An 18,760-nucleotide genomic window follows, 5' to 3' on the forward strand; every position below is an offset into this window, starting at 1 on the left:
CGGCTATCGTATGTTGGTCGGTTGGGGCCACGGGGTAAGCGGGAGTGTGTTTATAAGTTTGTGGCTCCTGGTGATGGGCGAGATAGGATTTTCAAGCAGTGGTTAAGTCGGGAGTTGGTGTCAGTCAACAATAATATAGATACACAAACTCAAGTTGCTGACACAATATCACTCCCCAGTAATCAGGATATGGGCGGACAGGAAAACTCTACTGATTCTTGGTGGCAGCAGGTTAATTCCAGTTCGCAATTCGCAATTCGCAATTCGCAGTTTCCTTGCTCACAACGAAGTTAAGAACTTGAATATTTATACACAAGCAGTTTCTTTCTTTGATCTGGTTGAAATCAGGGGTTTGTACCCTAAGTGAATTATTTTCAATTAAGTCCACAATTGCGAATTGCGAATTGCGAATTGCGAATTTTTAACGATGAGCGTTGGGGTGTGATAGTGGCTTTTGAGGAGGCGCAACCGCAGATGTTTGAGCAGTTGGTGGCGGCGGCTCCTGAGTGGGTTGAGTGGATGGGGTGAAACTTTGGTTTGTTGGACTAGTGTTCTGACTGCTGAATTCTGACGGATGTATACTACTTCAAAAATACATTTAGTATTATAGAAGTAGTATAAGTAAAACTCTTATTCTTTTGTGAAAATTTTTTCGCCCCCTAAACTATATTCCACTCAAAGGAAAGTGATGATGAAACAAGTAGCGGTGTTTGGCAATGCTGGAGGTGGTAAGTCAACTCTCAGCCAGAAATTATCTCAAATCACTGGTTTACCACTTCACGTCTTGGACAAGATTAAATATCAGGCAGGAGGCGCTGAAGTTCCATCTCAAGACTACAAACGGATTCATCAGGAAATTTTAAGCACTGAAAGATGGATTATTGACGGCTTTGGTTGTATGGAAACACTCTGGTCACGACTTGAGCAGGCAGATACTCTAGTTTATGTTGATTTACCAATATATGTGCATTTTTGGTGGGTGACTAAGCGATTCATCACAGGTTACTTTCATCCGCCACAAGGCTGGCCCCAGAACAGCCCAATCTTAAAGAGTTCGCTCAATAGCTACCGTGCGCTTTGGTTATGCCACAGATATTTGACACCAAAATATCGTGAATATATCCAAAAAGCTCAAAGCAACAAAAATATTTATCACATTCGGTCAATTGAAGAAATTTCACAGTTTTTTGAGTTAATTAAAAATAAAACTAACTCTCAAAATTGTGCATAGTTAAACGCAGAACAAGATGATCAGCAGCCTCGCCAAAGATAAACACCCAAGAGCAGATGTTTGGGCAGTTGGTAGCCGAGGCTCCCGATTGGGTACTGTGGATGGGGTGAGTTGTGAAGTGACAAAAGCGATCGCATTCTGGGAATCCGACACCAGAACAACAAACTTATTTTGCGTCTAAACCTGCGTAATGCGAGAGTGGGATGTTTATTGCGGGGTGTTGTAATACCATGAACTTAACGCTGACAAGCGCACTTAATATTTATACTCATTACTTAATAACCCGTAGGAACCAATATGTCTGTTATCCAAAATAAAGTGGTAATCATTACCGGAGCCAGCAGTGGTTTAGGTGAAGCAACTGCAAAACGACTTGCTGCTAGTGGAGCAAAGTTAATGCTGGCCGCACGTCGAGAAGATCGGCTTAAAGAACTAGTTGCCGAGATCACTAAATCAGGAGGTACTGCGACCTACCGAGTGACGGATGTGGTAGATCGCACACAAGTGGAAACTTTAGCACAGGAAACTTTGATTACTTATGGACGTATCGATGTACTGATTAATAATGCGGGGTTGATGCCGCTTTCTCCCCTCGACCAAGTAAAGGTGGAAGAGTGGGAGCAGATGATTGATGTCAATATCAAAGGCGTTCTCTATGGAATTGCTGCCGTCTTACCAATTATGCGTCAACAAAAGTCTGGTCACGTCATTAACTTATCATCAGTGGCTGGACACAAGGTATTTGCGGGTTCAGCGGTCTACTGTGCTACCAAATATGCAGTCAGAGCGATTTCTGAAGGGCTAAGACTAGAATCAAATGGTGAAATTCGTTCAACTAATATCTCCCCAGGCGCAGTTGCCACTGAGTTGACCACCACCATTAGCGATCAAGATACAGCAGCAAGAATGAATGAATTTTATGAGATCGCCATTGATGCAGATGCGATTGCCCGTGCGATTGCCTACGCCATTGAGCAGCCCGATGATGTTGATGTAAATGAAATGATCATTCGTCCCACACGTCAAGAACTTTAAATGAATAACTGACAGAATTCGTAACAAATCATTAAATATTATGCTTTTTTGGTAATTGAACGGGTATGTAGATCACAGTAATTCACTTTTCCATCAAAACGGTTACTGCGACTCGGTTATATCAAGCAGCACTTGAAAGATTTCGGTCAGTAGGACTCTGGCCTTGGCAACCAGAGAATATAAGCGGTTTGTTACAAACTATTATTAGTTAAATATCTGAGATTTAGGGTAGCGATGCGCTCGTATTCATGCTGCACTACTGAAACAGGCAATCGATTCAATCGGCTCTCTAATACTAAAGGAATTCCTTTCGGAAAATGAGTAATTTGAGATAACCACCAAGTATTATCCATAATCCGCGAATGTATATCTTTTCGTCCATCATTGTCGGAAATATGAATTTCTAAAAGTCTGTCTAATGGTACTCCCAACCATTGATTGAGAATTATTTCGTTTTTCTGATGCCAAATGTTGAGATGTGCCAAGTCTATAACTATTTTGATTTGTGGAGTATCTTGGCAAAATTGGGCAAGCTCAGTAGCATTGTCCAAAAGATTTTCTACAGAACTAATCGGGGGTGCAGGATACATTGTCTCTACACCCAGAACAATATCTCGCTTCAGACAAAGCTGATGAAGATATTGAATGTTTTCTACAAACTTTGTGTATGCTTTGGCGCGTTCAGTGGTTTTAGAAAAGTTTCCTCCATGTACTGAATAAGCACTAACACCTATACTTGCTAGATAATCTGTCAGTTGCTCAAAATATTTCCAATCTTGAGGTTGAGCTAGGTTGAAAGGATAGTGACGTGCGCTCCAAACAAAAGCATGATGCGCTCGATAAACCATTCCTAATTTTTTAAAGTCTTCTATTGCTTGTGTGGCATCTGCATCAGGACGTGGGCCAATTGCTAGTTCTGTATGTCGGACTCCTGCATTCCAAAATACTGTTAAGGCTTCACGGGTTGAAACTCCACCATAAGCTGACAAGCTTAGATACAATTCCATCAGCCCTCCCCTATAGATGAATAACTAAAAGTTGCCCTTTTGGGTTTAAGTGCAAATATTTTGAGGGAGTAACCTACTAATGTGCTAATTTCAGTCGCTAATTGCTGTTTTTGTTCCTGGGTATATTTCATATCTTCTAACAAATCTTCTACTTCCCCAGAAATATAATAGTCAATCTGTTCTTTAGCAGAAGTTTCCCTAGATTCGTTGACGTTATATATGCGTTTTAATGGTATTTCTACCGAACGTTCAACGGAGCCTAATCTTAAAGACAGGCTATAGCTATATCCAATAAAGTTACGTTCGTCATCGTAACCATCAAGGTCTTCATGCGTTTGGTAGTTGCTCAAACCTATCGGTAGTTCAAGCATCGCCAACAACCAAGTAGTGGGATCTTCTGCAATACTAAATTCCGATTTTCGCGTGTACCAATTCTTACTTTTAGTCTGTTTTAACTCTTGCACAAATGCTTTTAATTCTGGTATTGACAATAAGCAACGAGCATCACTAGCTAAAGCATCAGTAATTCGTTTGAGTTCTATTGTTTGTGCCTCTACTAAACTCTGTTCTGCCTCACGAAGTTCTTGCATTCGTGTCATAACCAACTCTTGCAACAAAGCAATTTGCGGATCGAATTGGTTGGAATGATTTTGTACTAATCCTTCATACAAAGAAAGTAGAGAATTAGAATCTGCCATAGTTTTCCTCAATTTAGAAGTGCAAAATATTAATAACTATTGCAGTTTGAAGCTGTTGAACCCAGCTTAATAGTTCTTTTGTACTAATATACCATTAACTCTTTCAATCCATGCTTCAACGCAAAATTATTTTTTACTGCACACTCTCAGATACCAGCACGCATCGTTTCTTGAGCTAAATTAGTTGTTTTTCAACGTAAACTGTTGTATAAATTGTTATTGCTAGTTATTAAGTAGGATAATTGCAGTTAGTTTTAATCATTCGTGAACCTGCTACCCCTCAACAGCTTGAGGTTGAGGTTCTTCCCGCAGACTTCCTCAAACCTCTCCCGGCTTTCGACTGCTTCAGCATTGAACAGCAGTTCTTCTAAAGACGCTAAATCTGCATCAGTCAGAGGGATGTTACGTTTGGGGAGAAGCGATCGCATCAATCCCTTCTGTTTGGGCGGCAACAGTTAATTTACTCCCGAATAGCACAGCAATGTCGCCGCACTACCCTTTTCAAAGCGATACCTGCGGCGGGCTACGCCAACGCTTAACACCTCGTGAGTTGCAAATTGCCCAATTGGTTGCTTTAGGGCTAACTAACGCAGAAATTGGCAAAAAACTTTGGATTACGGAAAATTCTATCAAGCAAGCTTTAAAGCGAATGTTTCGTAAGCTTGAGGTTTCATCTCGCGCAGGGATGGTTGCACAGCTTTTAGGTAGAAAAAAGTTCATAGCTGATGAGATACACACTCCCCTTCCACCCACCCTTACACGACCCCAACAGTCTCATTGAAAGAATGGACTATCGAAACCATCCCATCAACAGCATCAAACTCAGTATCGCTCAAATCATCCCAACGCGATCGCTCAGAAAATTCCTCAACCTGCTGCAAGTGGCGACGAACTAGAGAATAATCCCATTTTGAACTAGCAAAAAACCATTTTTAGTGATCATACTGCGGAATAATTGGAAATTAGCTAAATACACATACTTTTATTCAAAATGCAACAGACTTTCATCTAGTATTAATCGAATGGTTCCTTGCTTTATTCTCTATATATAAGATTTGGCTAACATATTTTTATGTACTTCAAGCAAAATAAGCCATCTAATAAATCTGCATCTGATTCCTCTACAACCAATCAGTTTGCACCACGACCTTTCAAAGTGGAAAGTTCACCAGCCCAAGATATTGTTCAGGCAGAAAATCTAGATACTCAACCACAAAAAAGTCAGCCGGAGCCAAAATATCGTCACATCGCAGTTTTTGCACCAAACCAAGTGCAACCAGAGCCATTTTCTCCAAGACTACAGTTAAAAATTGACCCTAATTATCAACAAGATGTTTACAGTGATACTCTACAACAGCCATCTGACCAACGCATACTATTGCAGCCCAAGCTGACTATTGGTGAGCCTGGAGACAAGTATGAAGTTGAGGCGGATCAGATTGCCAAAGATGTCGTCCAAAGAATTAACTCACTCGACAATCAAGTTGCCCAAGGAAGCCTTGCAGAAACCAGTTTAGTGAAAGCGAATCCCTGGTTAGCGAGAATGTCAATACTAAGACCAGACGAAATACCTGTCCCAGTAACCCCACGTCTGCAAATGAAGTTGAGCATTCGTGAGCCTAGAGAAGAACAAGAAACCACATTAGACCAACCTCTGAACACTCCAGTTCAGCCATTGATTCAGCGTGTGAATATTGGTGGTATAGCTGCATCACCCGATGTGGAAACTGGGATACAACGAGCAAGAGGTAGTGGGCAGCCGTTGGCAGATAGTATTAGGGAACCGATGGAACAGGCGTTTGGTGCCGATTTTAGTTCCGTGCGGATTCATGCCGATTCACAGGCAGATCAGTTGAATCAGTCAATACAGGCGAAGGCGTTTACAACGGGGCAGGATGTGTTCTTTCGGCAAGGGGCGTATAAACCGGGAAGTCGTGGGGGGCAGGAGTTATTGGCGCATGAGTTGACCCATGTGGTGCAGCAGGAGAGCGGGAATGTGATGCAATCGAAATTAGAGCTAGACCAAAAAGAACCCACAGAAGAGGCAATCCAAGAGGAGGAAGGAAAAACGATAAATAAAACGGGATTACCGAATAATCTTAAAGCAGACGTAGAAAATCTATCGGGATATTCCTTAGATAATGTCAGGGTTCATTATAATGCTCAACTGAAACCACAAAGAAAACTTAATAATGTGATAGTTCAAAGAGTCCTTGCAGTTACAAACCTAGAAGATGAGATAGATGCCGTAGTGCAACTGATTGATTTAATCAATAACACTATCTTCAAAGGCAAGTACATAGTAAGTACGATAAAAAGTGGAGAGAATACCCTGCTGACTCTAAAAAACGGAAAAGACAAAGAGATCGGCGAAACTAGCGAGAGATTCTACAATATGTTTAAAAAAATGATAGAGAGCCATCATTTTGCTTTTGTTAGATTAGTCTATGGAGATGCTCGTTTTCCGATTGCATCATTCAATAACCAGGCAATAGATGTGAGGGATATATCGGGGTTTGGCGGTTCAACCATGCGTGGTACAAATGCGGCAGGTATCCTGATTCACGAACTATGGGAGCAGTACAATGCACAGGTCGGGGAAATGGAATACGAAAAGGCGCATAATACAGGCATAGAGGCAGAGAATTATGTGCAAGGGAATAAGCGAATTTTCGACTATCCCAGGAGAGTTAGTGAGCGTCAGATTGAAGAAGAAAGGGAAGAAGTATTTGTTCATTTCGAGCAGAAAACTCCGGAAGAAGAGGAAGTAATATTGAGCCAAGTACACATCTTGAAAAATCAAGTCTTGAGCGTGCATCGAGTCTTAGCCACTAATGTTTTCAGAAGAGTTCTGTCGTCTAAACTCCCGGTGTTACTAAATACCGAGGGGCTAGAGATGCTATTAAAGTCAATAGCCAAGGATTCACCTAATTTTTTGATTGACATGAGCGAGATGGCAATACGTGAACAACAGTAAGATTGGTTGCGCTTTTAACCCTCTTCTGTCACTTTCCGAATGAAGTAAATAGTAAATAAACTCAATTATGCAGAAGAAAAAAAGGGTTTAAAGTGATTCATAGCACTAATAAGTTGATTAATTCCGAGCAACAAATTAGAATAGGGGTAACATCAAGCCAGGGATAAATCAACCAAAAGAGTAAAAGTGATTGGACAATTAAGCACAGATTATTGAGAGTATTCTTCCATCCAGTTTGATGATTCCATTGCTGAAGCAGCTACAGGAAAAGCGCGTTAAAACGAAAGCAGAAACGGTACAAGCAACGTAAGGGTAAACTATCCCGCCGTTACGAAATTGAGGTAAAGCCCGAATTGGTCGAAAAGGATGATGACGGCTGGTATCCTCAACTGCGGCTGCACTATTATCTAACTGTGGGGCGACAGTTTTTAGCCAGCCGGGACAGCAAAAGAGCTAAGGCACAGGCTGAGGCTGGGGAGAATGCTATCTGGAAGCCAGATTTTAACAAAGGGCAGATGTTGTCTTCTGTACTGTTGCTGGAAGAATTAAAGCTCTTGCAGTTGCTCAAGACTGGAGAACAGTTGAGGGGTTCGGATAAGAAAATGCAGGAGTTTAAGGCGATCGCGCTACAGCATCGGTACTTGATCAAGAATTACTTTAACGTGACTATTTCGGAGAAATTGACTCCTGTGGCGATCGCACAGAAGTTACTCGACAAAATCGATTTGCGGTTGACTTACGTAGGAAGGTTAGGGCCACGAGGAAAGCGGGAGTGTGTTTACAAGTTTGTTGGGACTGATGATGGGCGTTCTGGGATTTTCAAGCAGTGGTTAAATCGAGAGTTGGTGTCAGTCACTCCTAATATAGATTTAACAACACCAATCACTGACACAACATCACTCCCTATTATTGAGGATATGGAGGGACAGGAAAACCGAACAATTCGCAGTTCGCAATTCGCAATTCGCAATTCGCAATTATGAAAATTCAGAAATACAAGCCCCTAAATTTATTGATGAAAAAAATAAAACCTGTAGCATCAATATTCAGGCTTCCAACTTTAATCAAGAAGAAATAACTGCGAATTGCGAATTGGAAATTGCGAATTGTTGTGGTTCTTGGTGGCAGCAGGTTAAATCTTATGCTGCTGGGTTTATGGAACGGCTAAAGTCTGGGGTGGAAGGGGTTAAAGAGTTCCTCTCCACCCTCACGAGTGATGAACGGTGGGGCGTGATGCTGGCGTTTGAGGAGGTTGAACCAGAGAAATTTGGGCAATTGCTGGCTGTGGCTCCCGATTGGGTGCAGTGGATGAGGTGAGTTAGTGAAAAGGACACTCAGTTATGCAGTTTGAAAAATTGGTGACGTATCAGTATTGCAGGTGGTTATCATTCAGTGGTGTACGATTGGTTAGAAATAGCCTAAGTCATTGCATCCCAAATAATCTTAGTATCTGTAAACTGCCGAAATCGACACACCTTACCATTGCAAATATCATACACATGAGCCGCCCCAGATAGAAACGACTTCCCCGATCTGCGATGGCAGCCTACATATTTACCAATGACAATAATAGTGTCTCCGGCATCAAGATATTGCTCAATTTCAAACGACCATGACTGCCAATCGTTATTGAAAGCTTTAAACACTCCTTCAATTACAGCTTGTGCGCCTATATAAGTTTTGCCGCCAGGAAATCCTGGGTTTTGAATCCATTCAAGATCACAAGTGCAAATTTTCAAAAAGGCATCGTAATCTTTTTCACGAAAAGCTCGGTAAAGTTCTTTAATAAGTTCAAGATTTGTCATTGAAAATTTATCATCAGTATAATTCAATGTCAATCACCACCAATAATTATAGATATAACAACACCAGCTATTGAAAATAATCAGAAAATATTTCCTCAGTGTTAGTCCCTTTATTCGCTCCCTAAAATCTCAAATTTGGTTCATGTTTAGTTAAACATACTAAAATATATATAAGGTATTGACCAACACTTGTGTCACTTATTTTACTATTACTTGAGATTTTTTCGCTATTGTCTTGCTAAAGCTGGCTATTTAGTGAATTATAATATAGCTCAAAATCAATAGAAAGCTTTTAGAAAATCATGACAACAAATAAACACATTAATCTGAATCACGGATGTTCCCTTAATCCCACTAGTAAAAAGATAGTTGTTAATGTCAAAACGGGTGATGTCTTAAATTTAGTAACCCAAGAGTTAAAAACTCGTTACTCTCCTGAGACTCAAAAAAAAGCCCTGGAAGGAAGTTCAAAGTTATTACCTGATTATGTATTTCAAGAATTATTACAGCGACAGCAACAGATGGTAAATGTTAACCCTGATAGCTTAATTGTGGTTAATTGTAATATTAAAGAAGCAGAGGTTAATGAGTTCGGGTTTGAGTTAAATGTTGAAGTATATTTTGTAGTTGGAGATGAAAGAGGTCAAAATCATTTTCGTGCTAATCGAATAGTTCTGTGGTCAGATATCTGGGGCAATGAGGAACAGCTTTTCGATTTAGAAGATGAGTTGGGTGAGCAATTTTGGACAGACTATAAAATACAGCTACTCTTTGATAACCAAGAGCAACAAACCATTGAATTGGAAGTATCCCAAACAGATGATTTTCCAGTTAGGTTACAATTTTACCCTACACTTCAAAGGTTTTTGCCCTCTATAGATACCTTTGCAGTTAATAGCCTTCAGGATTTCTGAATTCTCAGTTAATTGCTTCCTTGAATTTGTCGCATAGTTTGAGAGTAATGTCTTTGCCATGAAAACTCTCGGCTTGATAGTGGAAATGAAAAAGACTACACAGCAAATGTTTGGCCAATGTACACTCAGCAGTAGTGAAGATCGGCGATCGCACTTCTACACAAATTCTGACTATCGCTTGAGGAGAATAAAACATGATGCAATGGCTAAACGAACCTGCCCAATGGACGCAGACTGCTCATCAAGTTTCGTTGACAACCGACTCAAAAACTGACCAAACAATTCAAAATTCAAAATTCAAAATTCAAAATACTTAAAAACTTTGGACTCTATAAACCTGTCAGTTCACAGATAAGGGCAGCTACTGCCGAGGCAAGGTCGGATCAAGTTATCCGGAAACTTCTCAACGTCTCCCCTCTATCAGGTTTCTGCAATGCGATCTGCTTTGCAGCAACGCTTCGTGATCGCTTTGGGCCCCTACTCATCCCTACTCAATCTTCCAATTAGGCGTATAACCAGAAGTAAATTGGCTATACATTTGCAAGACCGATGCAGAAATACGTCCTGAGAGTTTTGCGCTCGCCCATAGCGCTCTTGTAAAATCATTTTCAATTGTTGAGAATTCGCCCAGGAAAAAGTTTATGGCAGATATGTCCGGTCAAGACCCCTCGGAAATCACAATGGCAACGGTTGATGAAGAACGAAAAGGCGCAACTTTCAGCGGTACGGTCATCCTTGGTATAGATCCTGATGCTGGGGAAGTCGTTTTCTTTAGAGACTTTTTAATTGAAGATTATAAAGGCGAACTTACCGCAAATCTTGCAACAGATGGCGATATAACGAAAAGCATTGATTTAGGCGAACTCGATCATCAAAGCCCCAGTTTTAGGCTGCCAATTCCGCTCTTAACGGATACATTACCCTACAATACAGTCGTGTTGAGCGACAAAAAAAGCAAGAAAAAAATCCTGACGATCAATATTCGACGTTGAGTTAGCACAAAAAACAATATCCACACTTTATCCAAATGCCCCTAGTGCGAGTACTAAGCGCAACCCATGACTGGGGTGCAGATCCTTGGTCACGGGGATCTTACTGCTACTTTGCTCCTGGTGACTTGAAAAGCTGGCGTTCTGAGTTACAGTACTTTGCTGGACGAGTCATTTTTGCAGGAGAACATACGGCTGAGTTTGAATATTGTGGATATATGGAAGGAGCTATTCGTAGTGGACAGCGAGCCGCAGACCAAATTTTAGCTTTCCAGGAGTAATTGATTTATATGAGTCTTCAACTCGACAATTACTTATTCGAGACCGAATGGCACGCTTGTTAAGCGTAAAGCATTGATATTCCTGACTTTGGGTGTGGGGAATAAATAGAATGTTAATTTGTTTGACTAAGCCCCGTTGGGGCAGAGTATAGGAAATAAGTTAGATACCTTAAAACACTACACCCACTCAACCACCCTCAACACCCTGTCCAGACGAGGTTTCACGGGTCTAATAGGTTTAAGTTCTAAAACAGCTATTTTTGTGATTGCAAAATTACAGGCTTCTGGTAATTAGAAGTATACCCTGGTAAAATTTCTACCCCTGGCTGAGTTAATCTTAGCGTTAAAGAAAGTCGGGCTTTACCGCTATTATTCCGTACGGAACGATGCAATAGTTCATTAGTAAATAGTACAAATTCGCCAGGACGTAACACCACAGGAATAGCTTTTTTTGCAACTTCATCAGTGATTTCAAAAAACTGATTACCACTAAAAGGGTCAGTTCCTTTTATTTCGCAATTTTCTAAGTAAATACTAGGTATATATTCAAATCCGTTATCTTCATTAACTTCTGTCAAAGCTATATAGACATTAATAGTTTTACCATCTCCTTTTAGGAGTTTAGAATAAGAATCTCGATGCCAAAAAGGAATTAATTGTTGGGCAGGGTAATTTACCCATAGTTCTGACCGCCATAACACTAAATTATCCCCTAAATGAGCATTCAGCCTTTCTAATAAATTTTTATCTTGACATAATTGCCAAATTACAGGCGAATCTAAATGTCTTTCCATGTAAAAACGTTTAGTAAAAACTTGGATTAATATAATGAATAACGAGCCAACATCAAATTTAATAAATGATTTAACTACCTGTTTTAATAATATTTTTATTGGTAATTTCAAAAGAACATCATCAAAAATATATTGGGTAATCTCAGCTATTTCATTGCTACTCAAAGCCAGATAGTTTGGCCCCCAAATTTCATCAGTACCATCATAATTAACTTTCTTGGTATTCTGCTGCTGGTTGCAACCAGCCCATAATAAACTACGTTCCCATAATTCCTGTGATAATTCTTGATTTTGGGCTATTTCAGGTAAGAGAATTTCTTGAGCGTGACTATCTAAAAATTTTCCATTAATATTTTGATAATCTGGGGAAGTAGCACAAACTAGGGTACTATATGCTCCGGCTTCTGCGGAAATACCTAAACCTAAATACTTACTTAGACGATGCCATATAGTAATATTTGATTGCACAAAGCCTGGATGTATTGCGTTAACAGTGACTTGAGAATTGTTTAACCTTTGTAAAAGCTCTTTTGTTAACAGCAATAAACAGAGTTTAGAAGCGGCATATAATTTTAGAAAATTTAACGGTGTTCTTTTAACTAATAAATCCCAATCAATACTACTTGGAGATAATGCCAAATCTGACGATAACATAATAATGCGGCTAGGGGCAGAGTTTTGCAACTTTTCTAACAATAAGTAAGTGAGCAAAAAATGACCTAAATAGTTAGTTCCCCAAATCAGTTCAAAACCTTCTTGGGTTGTGCCTCTTTTGTTGAATATTCCCGCATTGTTGATTAGTATATGTAATGGTAAATTGTAGTTATTAAATAGTTTTACACACTTACGAACTGAATCTAAAGAAGCTAGATCAAGAGGTAGAAATGTCACATTTTGATTTCCGGTGGTTTGGCGAATGTATTCTATAGCTTTTGCGGCTTTATTTGCCGAACGACAAGCAATAAATACATGATTGCCTAATTTGGCTAAACCTATAGCCGTCATTAAACCTACACCAGAGTTACCACCTGTAACTAGACATACTTGCATAATTTTTACTCTCTCAGTATTTATTTGTAACCCATTGCTTTCAAGTACAATCCATCAAGTACAAAAGTTTAGCGTTAGCAAATCAACTGCTTGAGTTGTAGTAGCTATGATTCCTTAATAATGCTACTTGATTAATTAGCTGATTTAATCTACCACTTTCTCAGAATTATCTATCTCTAGTATTTTTTCGGAAGTTTCTCTAATATCTCGATGCCATCGTCCATCTTCACCAAGTCCTGGTATTTCATTGATGCCTAAGCTTTTTCTCAAAGCTAAATACGATTTTCCTTCTTCTGTAATGTGAAAATAGTTTTTTAAATCTCCTTCTCTCTGTTGCTGAATTTTTTCAATACCTCTGCCTACAAAATTATTGATAAATCCCATAGCTCTCAGATGCTTCAGTTCTCTTGCTAAATCATCGTCAAATTTAAAGTTGTATTCTTCTGAAGATGAAGAATTCAACTTCATCAAATGCTTCAGTTCATTACCATCAATCAGATATCTAACTAAAAATTGTAAGGTTGCTGATTGTTGTTCCTGAAGTAAGTCAATTCGCTTTTGTTGTCTATTCAGTTCGGCAATTTGCTCATCTTGCAATTTATTGATATCATCCCTGACTTCTTGCTTGAGCCTTCTGAGCGCAATCCCTGTACCAGAAATTGAGATATCATCTATACTATCTATCAACCCTGAGTTAAACAGCAAAATTAAACTAAATATAATAACTTCTGTATTCCCAATCCTCCGGTTTTCTTGAGGTGTTGGAGTAGGAGCTAGTACTATAAAAAGTAAATACAATAACCCTATAACTGATGATATCTTTAAAATCCACCAGTTCATATTTCGCTTAGGCTTTTTTGTTTGTAATTCAGCTTGAGAAACTGGTAGCAACATCTGTTCTAAATTGCGCTCAGGTTGCTTAAAAGCTAGTTTTTTGAGCGTTTCTAACTCTTCATTATTCATTTAGGTTTAGTGCTGGAAAAGGAAGGAAAAGCTTTATTACTCAACTACAGTTTCTAGGCCGTAGGGCTGAAGCCATCAAAGAGCATACCGCTAATTGCTTACATACAGCCATAACTGAAGTGATGAATGTGCATCAATAATTTGTTTATTAATAAAAGAATAATAACATTTTTTTCTTATTGTTAATCTTCTATAAGTTAAAGTTTAACTTATTATAAGTATTGGTCTTTAGGCTGATGACTAATTATTAATTATAACTAAATATTTATTCGACTTATAAACAATTGTCAATATCATAAACAAAAAATATTTAATATGTTGAATTGTTCGCAGTAGCATCAAGTGTTTTTAGTTTACAAATACCTAATATATTTAAAAGGATACGAGTCAAAACTAATCGAAGTATTAGTAAAATTTTTTATGAAGAAAAACCGCAGTTTAATGTTAGCAATTGTAGCCGTAGTGATAATTGCTCTTTCATGGTGGGGTGTGCTAAGAGCGCAAACATCTCTTGCGATTCGCCAAATAGAACATCTGGGAGTGCCTTTGTTATATGTAGCACCACAAAATGCTCAAAATGTCCCTGGTGTTTTAATTGCTCATGGTTATGCAGGCTCGAAGCAATTAATGCTTGGTTATGCCTACACTTTAGCTCATGCAGGTTATGCTGTCATGCTCTGGGATTTTGATAGTCATGCTGCTAACGCCAAACCACTAGAAAGCAATTCACTTCAACAGAATTTAGATGTTGCATACACAGTACTTGTAGAGCAACCAGAGGTCGATAAATCACGTTTGGCGATGTTAGGGCATTCGATGGGTAGCGGTGCTGTCATGTCTGCGGCAATAAATCAAGTAGACCGCTATGCCGCCACTGTAGCAGTTTCCCCTACAGGTGCTTCAATTACACCAAATATACCTCGAAACCTCTTATTACAAGCAGGCAGTTGGGAAAATAGATTTGTTGCCAATGCCGAGCGTTTACTGGTGACTGGTGGTGGTGAAAATCACAATTTTGCCTTGGGTAAAGCCAGAAAGCTTGTGATTATCCCCAATGCCGAACATATCACAATCCTGTTTCGCCATTCGAGCCATCAGGCTGCTAGGGATTGGCTCGATAAGACTTTCGGCATAAACAGTCAGAGTAATTATGTTGATTACCGAATGCTGTGGTATTTTTTACATTTGTTAGGATGGTTAATGATGCTGGCAGCACTCGCACCCGTTTTCAAGACTTCTCCTATTACTCAGAAAACAGGACAATTAAAAAGTTGGATAGGTTTATTAGTAGCACCTTTTGTAGCCACTAGTACACTGATGATCATCAATCAATTAGGCGATATTGGCAGTTTAGGTGGAGTATTAGTAGGTGGCGCAGTTAGTATTTGGTTTGGGGTGGCAGGGTTAAGTTGGTTGGCTGCGATGCTACCGCTACAGATGTCACCATCACTTAGAGCCTTAGTAATGAGTCTGATTTTGTTCATCATATTGTGGATTGGGTTTGGAGCAATGGCGCAGGTCGTATGGTTACAGTGGTGGTTAATCCCATCGCGGTTGCAAATTTTCCCTATCTTGGCAATTGCTTGTTTTCCTTGGTTTTTAGCTTCTGGAGTGGCACAGCAAAATCTAAATTTTGGTAAGCGAGTTTTCTGGTGGTTAGGACAAAGCACTGTCTTAATTAGTGGTTTTATCCTCGTGCTTTACTTCCTGCCACAACTAAGTTTTATTTACCTTTTGCTGCCATTATTTCCTGTATTTATGGCAATCTTTTCATTTTGTTCTGGGTTGGTGAATAATCCCTGGAGTTATGCTCTTGGTAGTACTTTATTTTTTGGTTGGGTATTAGCATCTGCTTTTCCATTATCAAGTTGAATTTTGAGCAACATCCAGACAGCCTTGAGCGTTTAGAAGTTCGCTTACTCCCGCTTCACCCTCGTTTTCGTGATTGTTATTAATCTCTCAACCTAAAAATTTAATTATCATTATTTATGCCTACTGCTCAAGGTTCTACCTTACATCTTTTCATTAAACAGCAGCATAAGTCAGCAATGAAAGAAGTTGAGACTATCAACTTAAAAATAGATCATGGTCTTGAAGGAGATATTAATGCTAACCCCATCAGCCCTAGACAAGTCTTAGTGGTTAGATATGAAGATATTTCAGACTTGGGAATTCCACTAGGAGAGCTACGAGAGAATATTGTGATAGCCGGGATACAACCTGAAAACTTCGCTCCTGGTTCTCTCATAAGTTTTGATAATGGGGCTGCTATTCGTTTAACTTTTCATTGTGAGCCATGCAAACGGATAGCCCATTTAGTTGATTCTTTAAAAATTCTTCAGGCTAAAAGAGGCATTTTAGGCGTAGTTATCAATTCAGGTATAATTTGTATCGGAAATAATGTTCACATTGAAACTGATAAATTTCCAGCATTATCTGAAAATCCTTATGAGCGATTTCTCGACTTTATCATCAAAATACCAGCAGGTAAGGTAGTAACTTATCAACAGATAATCCAAGCTATTGGAGTAGATAACAGTTATCTTAGAGCTATTCCTAACTATCTTAAAAAAACATCGGCTAATGATTATCCAATTCACCGTATATTAGATTCTCAAGGCTACTTAATAAAGTACGTTTCTAACCAAAAGAATAAATTAGAGTTAGAAGGTATTCAAATTTTGGAGAATTTAGATTTGACTAATGCTTCAATTCAATATTCTGTAGATTATCACCAATATTTATATTAAGACAAAAACTTTATCTAAATTAGAATTTTAATTTATTTTTGATATTAACAACATTATAGTGATATTCGGGTGATGTAATTTAACAAGAGGATTAATCTGACTCATCATACCTATAACAAGGTATGATTTCCTAATCAAGAAGTTAAATAATGTCCAATAGAAGGTTGCTGACGACGCAGAGCAGTCATTGCTTGCATCTGTATTTGACGCACTCGCTCTCGGCTGATATTCAGCTTTTCCCCAATCTGAGCCAAACTTCGTTCTTGATTATCTAACAACCCAAACCGCAAAATTAATACTTCCCGCTGTACAGGCTTGAGTGATGCTAACAAATTATTCAAGTCTTGCCGTAACATTTCTTGAGTGATCAGTTCATTTGGTGAGATGTCCTCCGAGGCTAGAAGTTCGCTTAGTGCGGTATCTTGGTTATCTCCTACTTTTAAATCAAGAGAAATTGTCCCATTCGCCGCCGCCAAATATTCTCGAATCTGCTTTGGCTCCATATCCAACTTCTGTGCAATTTCTGTGAGCGTACCACGACGACCGAGTGTTTGAAATAGTTCTCGCTATGCCTTCTTAATTTGATTGAGCTTTTCGTTAACGTGAATTGGTAGCCTTACCGTGAATTGGTAGCCTTACCGTGCGAGATTTTTCGGCGATCGCTCTGGTAATCTCTATAAATTCAAAATGCAAAATTCAAAATTCAAAATGAGGAAATAGATTTTTCAATTTACTAATTTCTTCTACGCTCGTTTTCTGAGTGTGTTGCATTGTCTATGTTGTATAAATGTATATAAGCCTCTAACCCCAGCTCCTTAATTTTGAATTTTGAATTAATAATTTTGAATTCGAGCGAAGCGAGTGACCTTGCTTAAAGATTTGATTGATTTCAATTTCGCTTTTATTGACAAAATTGGCTAATTCTATTGATGTTGGTTGGCGATGTAATTGTTGACTTAGCTGCTGCTTTTGCTGCTGTATCGCCATCATTTGTTGTACAAGTCTTGCATAAGTTATTTCTTGGTCAGAGGTTAATAACGGAAACTGACCAATTTCTTGTAAATAGACGCGTACCAAATCAGAACTTAGGCTGGACATACAACCTTCAAACTTCTTTAAAATTAGACCGACTCCAAATTATAAATCAAATACCTTGGTAATTTCTCTGTTTAGCTACGCCCAATTTACAGAGAGCATCAGGCTTGTACAATTTCATTTCTCCACGCCTAGAATTTGTTCTTAAATCTTCCATAAGCGTGCAGTTAAAACGCTTCGCTAGAAGCCATTGAAAACTCTCTCGTACTTCAGGAGAAAAACAATGGATATTCAATCAATCTTGTCCTTGGCAATTCAAGTTATCTTCATGAGTTTCGTTAGCCTTGTGTTCGTAGACTTCGCAAACGGCTTGTTCTGGCTACCGTATTCATATTCTGCGATTGCACCCGTCGCTACATCACATCAAGTAATCGCAGCAGCAACACCCCACACTGTACCTGCACCAAAGCCACAGTTCGCGCAACTGCCAGATCCTTGGGAACTTACAGACCTTTCACCAAGCGCAATACAGCAAGAGCCTGTTGTACTTGAGTTCCCTACGTTAAGACTGCTACCGCCAGCAGCTTCTATTATTCAAACGGAAGCTAAGGCAAGCACCTCCATCGAAACCTCTCAACCAAAATCTACCAAAACCCGTAAAACCAATAAGCCCAAAACTGCCGTAACACCTCGTAAATCTCGCAAGAAGTCGGCGGCTTAGTTCCACAACCCCTTCCCTTGTTGAGCGATGGCTTTGCCAACGCCAAGGGCGAACGCAATTACTACAGGCGATCGCTCCTTTTGTCGTTTCAAAAATTAGAACAATGCAAGCGGCTCACTGTGCTTTAGTCGTAGCCCTCCAATATGCCCCAGTTGAGCCGGAGTTTGCAGTTGCTAGAGAGCATTTGCGAAAGGCGATCGCTCTGTCGGGAGAATATCACCAGCTTTTTTGGAGCATATTCTGGAAAACTTCGCCGGAACGAGTCAAAAGACGAATTCGCTCACAATGCCACCAACTGGCATTCGATACGTACTCGCACATGATTGAGTTGGCCGAGTTAGTCAATGAATATGCTGCGGCTCAAACATCTGCTGGTATCCCCGAACCGAAACAGTGGCGAGAATTCTTACTCAACCTGGAATGTGCTTTTGAGTGGCTCGAACGTGAGCATCCACAAGAAATCAACTTCAAGCAGTTAAGTCTAATTTGATTGCTTTGTTCAAAAACAGC

24 protein-coding genes and 2 pseudogenes are annotated in these 18,760 nt (G+C 39.5%); 16 read left to right on the forward strand and 10 right to left on the reverse strand.

The features are described from left to right. The 5 genes from IQ244_RS23440 to IQ244_RS23460 form a co-directional block, all read left to right on the forward strand. The coding region (locus tag IQ244_RS23440) for a hypothetical protein (RefSeq protein WP_193898462.1) at positions 1-294 on the forward strand (294 nt) is incomplete at its 5' end. A gap of 69 nt (positions 295-363) precedes the next feature. Continuing rightward, complete coding sequence (locus IQ244_RS23445) at positions 364-528, forward strand: hypothetical protein (protein ID WP_193898464.1); 165 nt, start codon at positions 364-366, stop codon at positions 526-528. Positions 529-688: 160 nt separating this feature from the next. Continuing rightward, complete coding sequence (locus IQ244_RS23450; RefSeq protein ID WP_228059099.1) at positions 689-1,231, forward strand: adenylate kinase; 543 nt, start codon at positions 689-691, stop codon at positions 1,229-1,231. A gap of 16 nt (positions 1,232-1,247) precedes the next feature. Then, positions 1,248-1,412: a hypothetical protein gene (locus tag IQ244_RS23455; protein WP_193898466.1), complete on the forward strand. Its 165-nt coding sequence runs from the start codon at positions 1,248-1,250 to the stop codon at positions 1,410-1,412. Between the two features lie 116 nt (positions 1,413-1,528). After that, entirely contained in the window at positions 1,529-2,266 is a 738-nt protein-coding gene (locus tag IQ244_RS23460; protein ID WP_193898468.1) for an SDR family oxidoreductase, read from the forward strand. Positions 2,267-2,457: 191 nt separating this feature from the next. On the opposite strand, the gene IQ244_RS23465 is transcribed toward IQ244_RS23460, so the two are convergent. The 3 genes from IQ244_RS23465 to IQ244_RS23475 form a co-directional block, all read right to left on the reverse strand. Then, positions 2,458-3,273, reverse strand: a complete 816-nt coding sequence (locus IQ244_RS23465) for a TIM barrel protein (RefSeq protein WP_193898470.1) — start codon at positions 3,271-3,273, stop codon at positions 2,458-2,460. Then, the gene (locus tag IQ244_RS23470; RefSeq protein ID WP_193898472.1) at positions 3,273-3,971 is read right to left on the reverse strand and encodes a hypothetical protein; all 699 of its coding nucleotides are present in this window, start codon (positions 3,969-3,971) and stop codon (positions 3,273-3,275) included. The genes IQ244_RS23465 and IQ244_RS23470 overlap by 1 nt, the downstream gene beginning before the upstream one ends. Before the next feature lie 254 nt (positions 3,972-4,225). After that, positions 4,226-4,423 carry a hypothetical protein gene (locus IQ244_RS23475; RefSeq protein ID WP_193898474.1) on the reverse strand — a complete coding sequence of 66 codons (198 nt, stop codon included), beginning with the start codon at positions 4,421-4,423 and terminating at the stop codon, positions 4,226-4,228. A 77-nt stretch (positions 4,424-4,500) separates the two neighbouring features. Between IQ244_RS23475 and IQ244_RS23480 the strand changes: the two are divergent. Continuing rightward, a pseudogene (locus tag IQ244_RS23480) lies at positions 4,501-4,752 on the forward strand (helix-turn-helix domain-containing protein); the annotation flags it as partial. 291 nt (positions 4,753-5,043) lie between these two features. Beyond that, positions 5,044-6,948: a DUF4157 domain-containing protein gene (locus tag IQ244_RS23485; RefSeq protein ID WP_228059100.1), complete on the forward strand. Its 1,905-nt coding sequence runs from the start codon at positions 5,044-5,046 to the stop codon at positions 6,946-6,948. 65 nt (positions 6,949-7,013) lie between these two features. On the opposite strand, the pseudogene IQ244_RS23490 reads toward IQ244_RS23485, so the two are convergent. Then, a pseudogene (locus tag IQ244_RS23490) lies at positions 7,014-7,201 on the reverse strand (IS701 family transposase); the annotation flags it as partial. 100 nt (positions 7,202-7,301) lie between these two features. Between IQ244_RS23490 and IQ244_RS23495 the strand changes: the two are divergent. Together IQ244_RS23495 and IQ244_RS23500 are read left to right on the forward strand one after the other, a co-directional pair. Continuing rightward, positions 7,302-7,931 carry a hypothetical protein gene (locus tag IQ244_RS23495; RefSeq protein WP_193898475.1) on the forward strand — a complete coding sequence of 210 codons (630 nt, stop codon included), beginning with the start codon at positions 7,302-7,304 and terminating at the stop codon, positions 7,929-7,931. 109 nt (positions 7,932-8,040) lie between these two features. Beyond that, positions 8,041-8,265 carry a hypothetical protein gene (locus tag IQ244_RS23500; RefSeq protein WP_228059101.1) on the forward strand — a complete coding sequence of 75 codons (225 nt, stop codon included), beginning with the start codon at positions 8,041-8,043 and terminating at the stop codon, positions 8,263-8,265. Between the two features lie 101 nt (positions 8,266-8,366). On the opposite strand, the gene IQ244_RS23505 is transcribed toward IQ244_RS23500, so the two are convergent. Continuing rightward, a complete protein-coding gene (locus IQ244_RS23505; protein WP_193898537.1) occupies positions 8,367-8,753 on the reverse strand; it encodes a nuclear transport factor 2 family protein in 387 nt (128 codons plus the stop codon). Between the two features lie 302 nt (positions 8,754-9,055). On the opposite strand from IQ244_RS23505, the gene IQ244_RS32665 reads away from it, so the two are divergent. After that, positions 9,056-9,667, forward strand: coding sequence for a hypothetical protein (locus IQ244_RS32665; RefSeq protein ID WP_228059102.1), 612 nt, complete (start codon positions 9,056-9,058; stop codon positions 9,665-9,667). A 4-nt stretch (positions 9,668-9,671) separates the two neighbouring features. Here the strand turns inward: IQ244_RS32665 and IQ244_RS23515 are convergent, their stop codons facing one another. Next, the gene (locus IQ244_RS23515) at positions 9,672-9,863 is read right to left on the reverse strand and encodes a hypothetical protein (RefSeq protein ID WP_193898476.1); all 192 of its coding nucleotides are present in this window, start codon (positions 9,861-9,863) and stop codon (positions 9,672-9,674) included. 445 nt (positions 9,864-10,308) lie between these two features. Here IQ244_RS23515 and IQ244_RS23520 point away from each other — a divergent pair, with 445 nt between their 5' ends. After that, positions 10,309-10,659 carry a hypothetical protein gene (locus IQ244_RS23520; protein WP_193898477.1) on the forward strand — a complete coding sequence of 117 codons (351 nt, stop codon included), beginning with the start codon at positions 10,309-10,311 and terminating at the stop codon, positions 10,657-10,659. A 44-nt stretch (positions 10,660-10,703) separates the two neighbouring features. Next, complete coding sequence (locus IQ244_RS23525) at positions 10,704-10,937, forward strand: FAD-dependent oxidoreductase (protein WP_322746098.1); 234 nt, start codon at positions 10,704-10,706, stop codon at positions 10,935-10,937. A 254-nt stretch (positions 10,938-11,191) separates the two neighbouring features. Here the strand turns inward: IQ244_RS23525 and IQ244_RS23530 are convergent, their stop codons facing one another. Continuing rightward, entirely contained in the window at positions 11,192-12,781 is a 1,590-nt protein-coding gene (locus IQ244_RS23530) for an SDR family NAD(P)-dependent oxidoreductase (protein ID WP_193898478.1), read from the reverse strand. 144 nt (positions 12,782-12,925) lie between these two features. Further along, positions 12,926-13,744, reverse strand: coding sequence for a hypothetical protein (locus IQ244_RS23535; protein ID WP_193898479.1), 819 nt, complete (start codon positions 13,742-13,744; stop codon positions 12,926-12,928). Between the two features lie 420 nt (positions 13,745-14,164). Between IQ244_RS23535 and IQ244_RS23540 the strand changes: the two genes are divergently transcribed. After that, positions 14,165-15,616, forward strand: a complete 1,452-nt coding sequence (locus IQ244_RS23540; RefSeq protein ID WP_193898481.1) for an alpha/beta hydrolase family protein — start codon at positions 14,165-14,167, stop codon at positions 15,614-15,616. Positions 15,617-15,732: 116 nt separating this feature from the next. Then, positions 15,733-16,494, forward strand: a complete 762-nt coding sequence (locus IQ244_RS23545) for an MGMT family protein (RefSeq protein ID WP_228059104.1) — start codon at positions 15,733-15,735, stop codon at positions 16,492-16,494. Between the two features lie 134 nt (positions 16,495-16,628). Here IQ244_RS23545 and IQ244_RS32670 read toward each other — a convergent pair whose 3' ends face one another. Then, positions 16,629-17,003, reverse strand: a complete 375-nt coding sequence (locus IQ244_RS32670; RefSeq protein WP_228059105.1) for a sigma-70 family RNA polymerase sigma factor — start codon at positions 17,001-17,003, stop codon at positions 16,629-16,631. Between the two features lie 292 nt (positions 17,004-17,295). Then, on the reverse strand, positions 17,296-17,592 hold the full coding sequence (locus IQ244_RS32675) for a sigma-70 factor domain-containing protein (protein ID WP_228059106.1): 297 nt from the start codon (positions 17,590-17,592) through the stop codon (positions 17,296-17,298). Positions 17,593-17,812: 220 nt separating this feature from the next. On the opposite strand from IQ244_RS32675, the gene IQ244_RS23555 reads away from it, so the two are divergent. After that, positions 17,813-18,250 carry a hypothetical protein gene (locus IQ244_RS23555; RefSeq protein WP_193898483.1) on the forward strand — a complete coding sequence of 146 codons (438 nt, stop codon included), beginning with the start codon at positions 17,813-17,815 and terminating at the stop codon, positions 18,248-18,250. A gap of 103 nt (positions 18,251-18,353) precedes the next feature. Beyond that, a complete protein-coding gene (locus tag IQ244_RS23560) occupies positions 18,354-18,740 on the forward strand; it encodes a hypothetical protein (RefSeq protein WP_193898485.1) in 387 nt (128 codons plus the stop codon). The last annotated feature ends 20 nt before the right edge of the window (positions 18,741-18,760 follow it).

It is taken from the genome of Nostoc sp. LEGE 06077, from assembly GCF_015207705.1.
Lineage (GTDB): Bacteria > Cyanobacteriota > Cyanobacteriia > Cyanobacteriales > Nostocaceae > Nostoc_B.

What these genes read in the sequence shown, in the direction of transcription:
- IQ244_RS23540 (WP_193898481.1), top strand. Translation starts at nt 14,165, where the DNA reads ATGAAGAAAAACCGCAGTTTAATGTTAGCAATTGTAGCCGTAGTGATA.
- IQ244_RS23460 (WP_193898468.1), top strand. Translation starts at nt 1,529, where the DNA reads ATGTCTGTTATCCAAAATAAAGTGGTAATCATTACCGGAGCCAGCAGT.
- IQ244_RS23465 (WP_193898470.1), bottom strand. Translation starts at nt 3,273, where the DNA reads ATGGAATTGTATCTAAGCTTGTCAGCTTATGGTGGAGTTTCAACCCGT.
- IQ244_RS23520 (WP_193898477.1), top strand. Translation starts at nt 10,309, where the DNA reads ATGGCAGATATGTCCGGTCAAGACCCCTCGGAAATCACAATGGCAACG.
- IQ244_RS23545 (WP_228059104.1), top strand. Translation starts at nt 15,733, where the DNA reads ATGCCTACTGCTCAAGGTTCTACCTTACATCTTTTCATTAAACAGCAG.
- IQ244_RS23455 (WP_193898466.1), top strand. Translation starts at nt 1,248, where the DNA reads ATGATCAGCAGCCTCGCCAAAGATAAACACCCAAGAGCAGATGTTTGG.
- IQ244_RS23515 (WP_193898476.1), bottom strand. Translation starts at nt 9,863, where the DNA reads ATGTTTTATTCTCCTCAAGCGATAGTCAGAATTTGTGTAGAAGTGCGA.
- IQ244_RS32675 (WP_228059106.1), bottom strand. Translation starts at nt 17,592, where the DNA reads ATGTCCAGCCTAAGTTCTGATTTGGTACGCGTCTATTTACAAGAAATT.
- IQ244_RS23560 (WP_193898485.1), top strand. Translation starts at nt 18,354, where the DNA reads ATGCAAGCGGCTCACTGTGCTTTAGTCGTAGCCCTCCAATATGCCCCA.
- IQ244_RS23505 (WP_193898537.1), bottom strand. Translation starts at nt 8,753, where the DNA reads ATGACAAATCTTGAACTTATTAAAGAACTTTACCGAGCTTTTCGTGAA.
- IQ244_RS23530 (WP_193898478.1), bottom strand. Translation starts at nt 12,781, where the DNA reads ATGCAAGTATGTCTAGTTACAGGTGGTAACTCTGGTGTAGGTTTAATG.
- IQ244_RS23535 (WP_193898479.1), bottom strand. Translation starts at nt 13,744, where the DNA reads ATGAATAATGAAGAGTTAGAAACGCTCAAAAAACTAGCTTTTAAGCAA.
- IQ244_RS23555 (WP_193898483.1), top strand. Translation starts at nt 17,813, where the DNA reads ATGGATATTCAATCAATCTTGTCCTTGGCAATTCAAGTTATCTTCATG.
- IQ244_RS23470 (WP_193898472.1), bottom strand. Translation starts at nt 3,971, where the DNA reads ATGGCAGATTCTAATTCTCTACTTTCTTTGTATGAAGGATTAGTACAA.
- IQ244_RS23450 (WP_228059099.1), top strand. Translation starts at nt 689, where the DNA reads ATGATGAAACAAGTAGCGGTGTTTGGCAATGCTGGAGGTGGTAAGTCA.
- IQ244_RS32665 (WP_228059102.1), top strand. Translation starts at nt 9,056, where the DNA reads ATGACAACAAATAAACACATTAATCTGAATCACGGATGTTCCCTTAAT.
- IQ244_RS23485 (WP_228059100.1), top strand. Translation starts at nt 5,044, where the DNA reads ATGTACTTCAAGCAAAATAAGCCATCTAATAAATCTGCATCTGATTCC.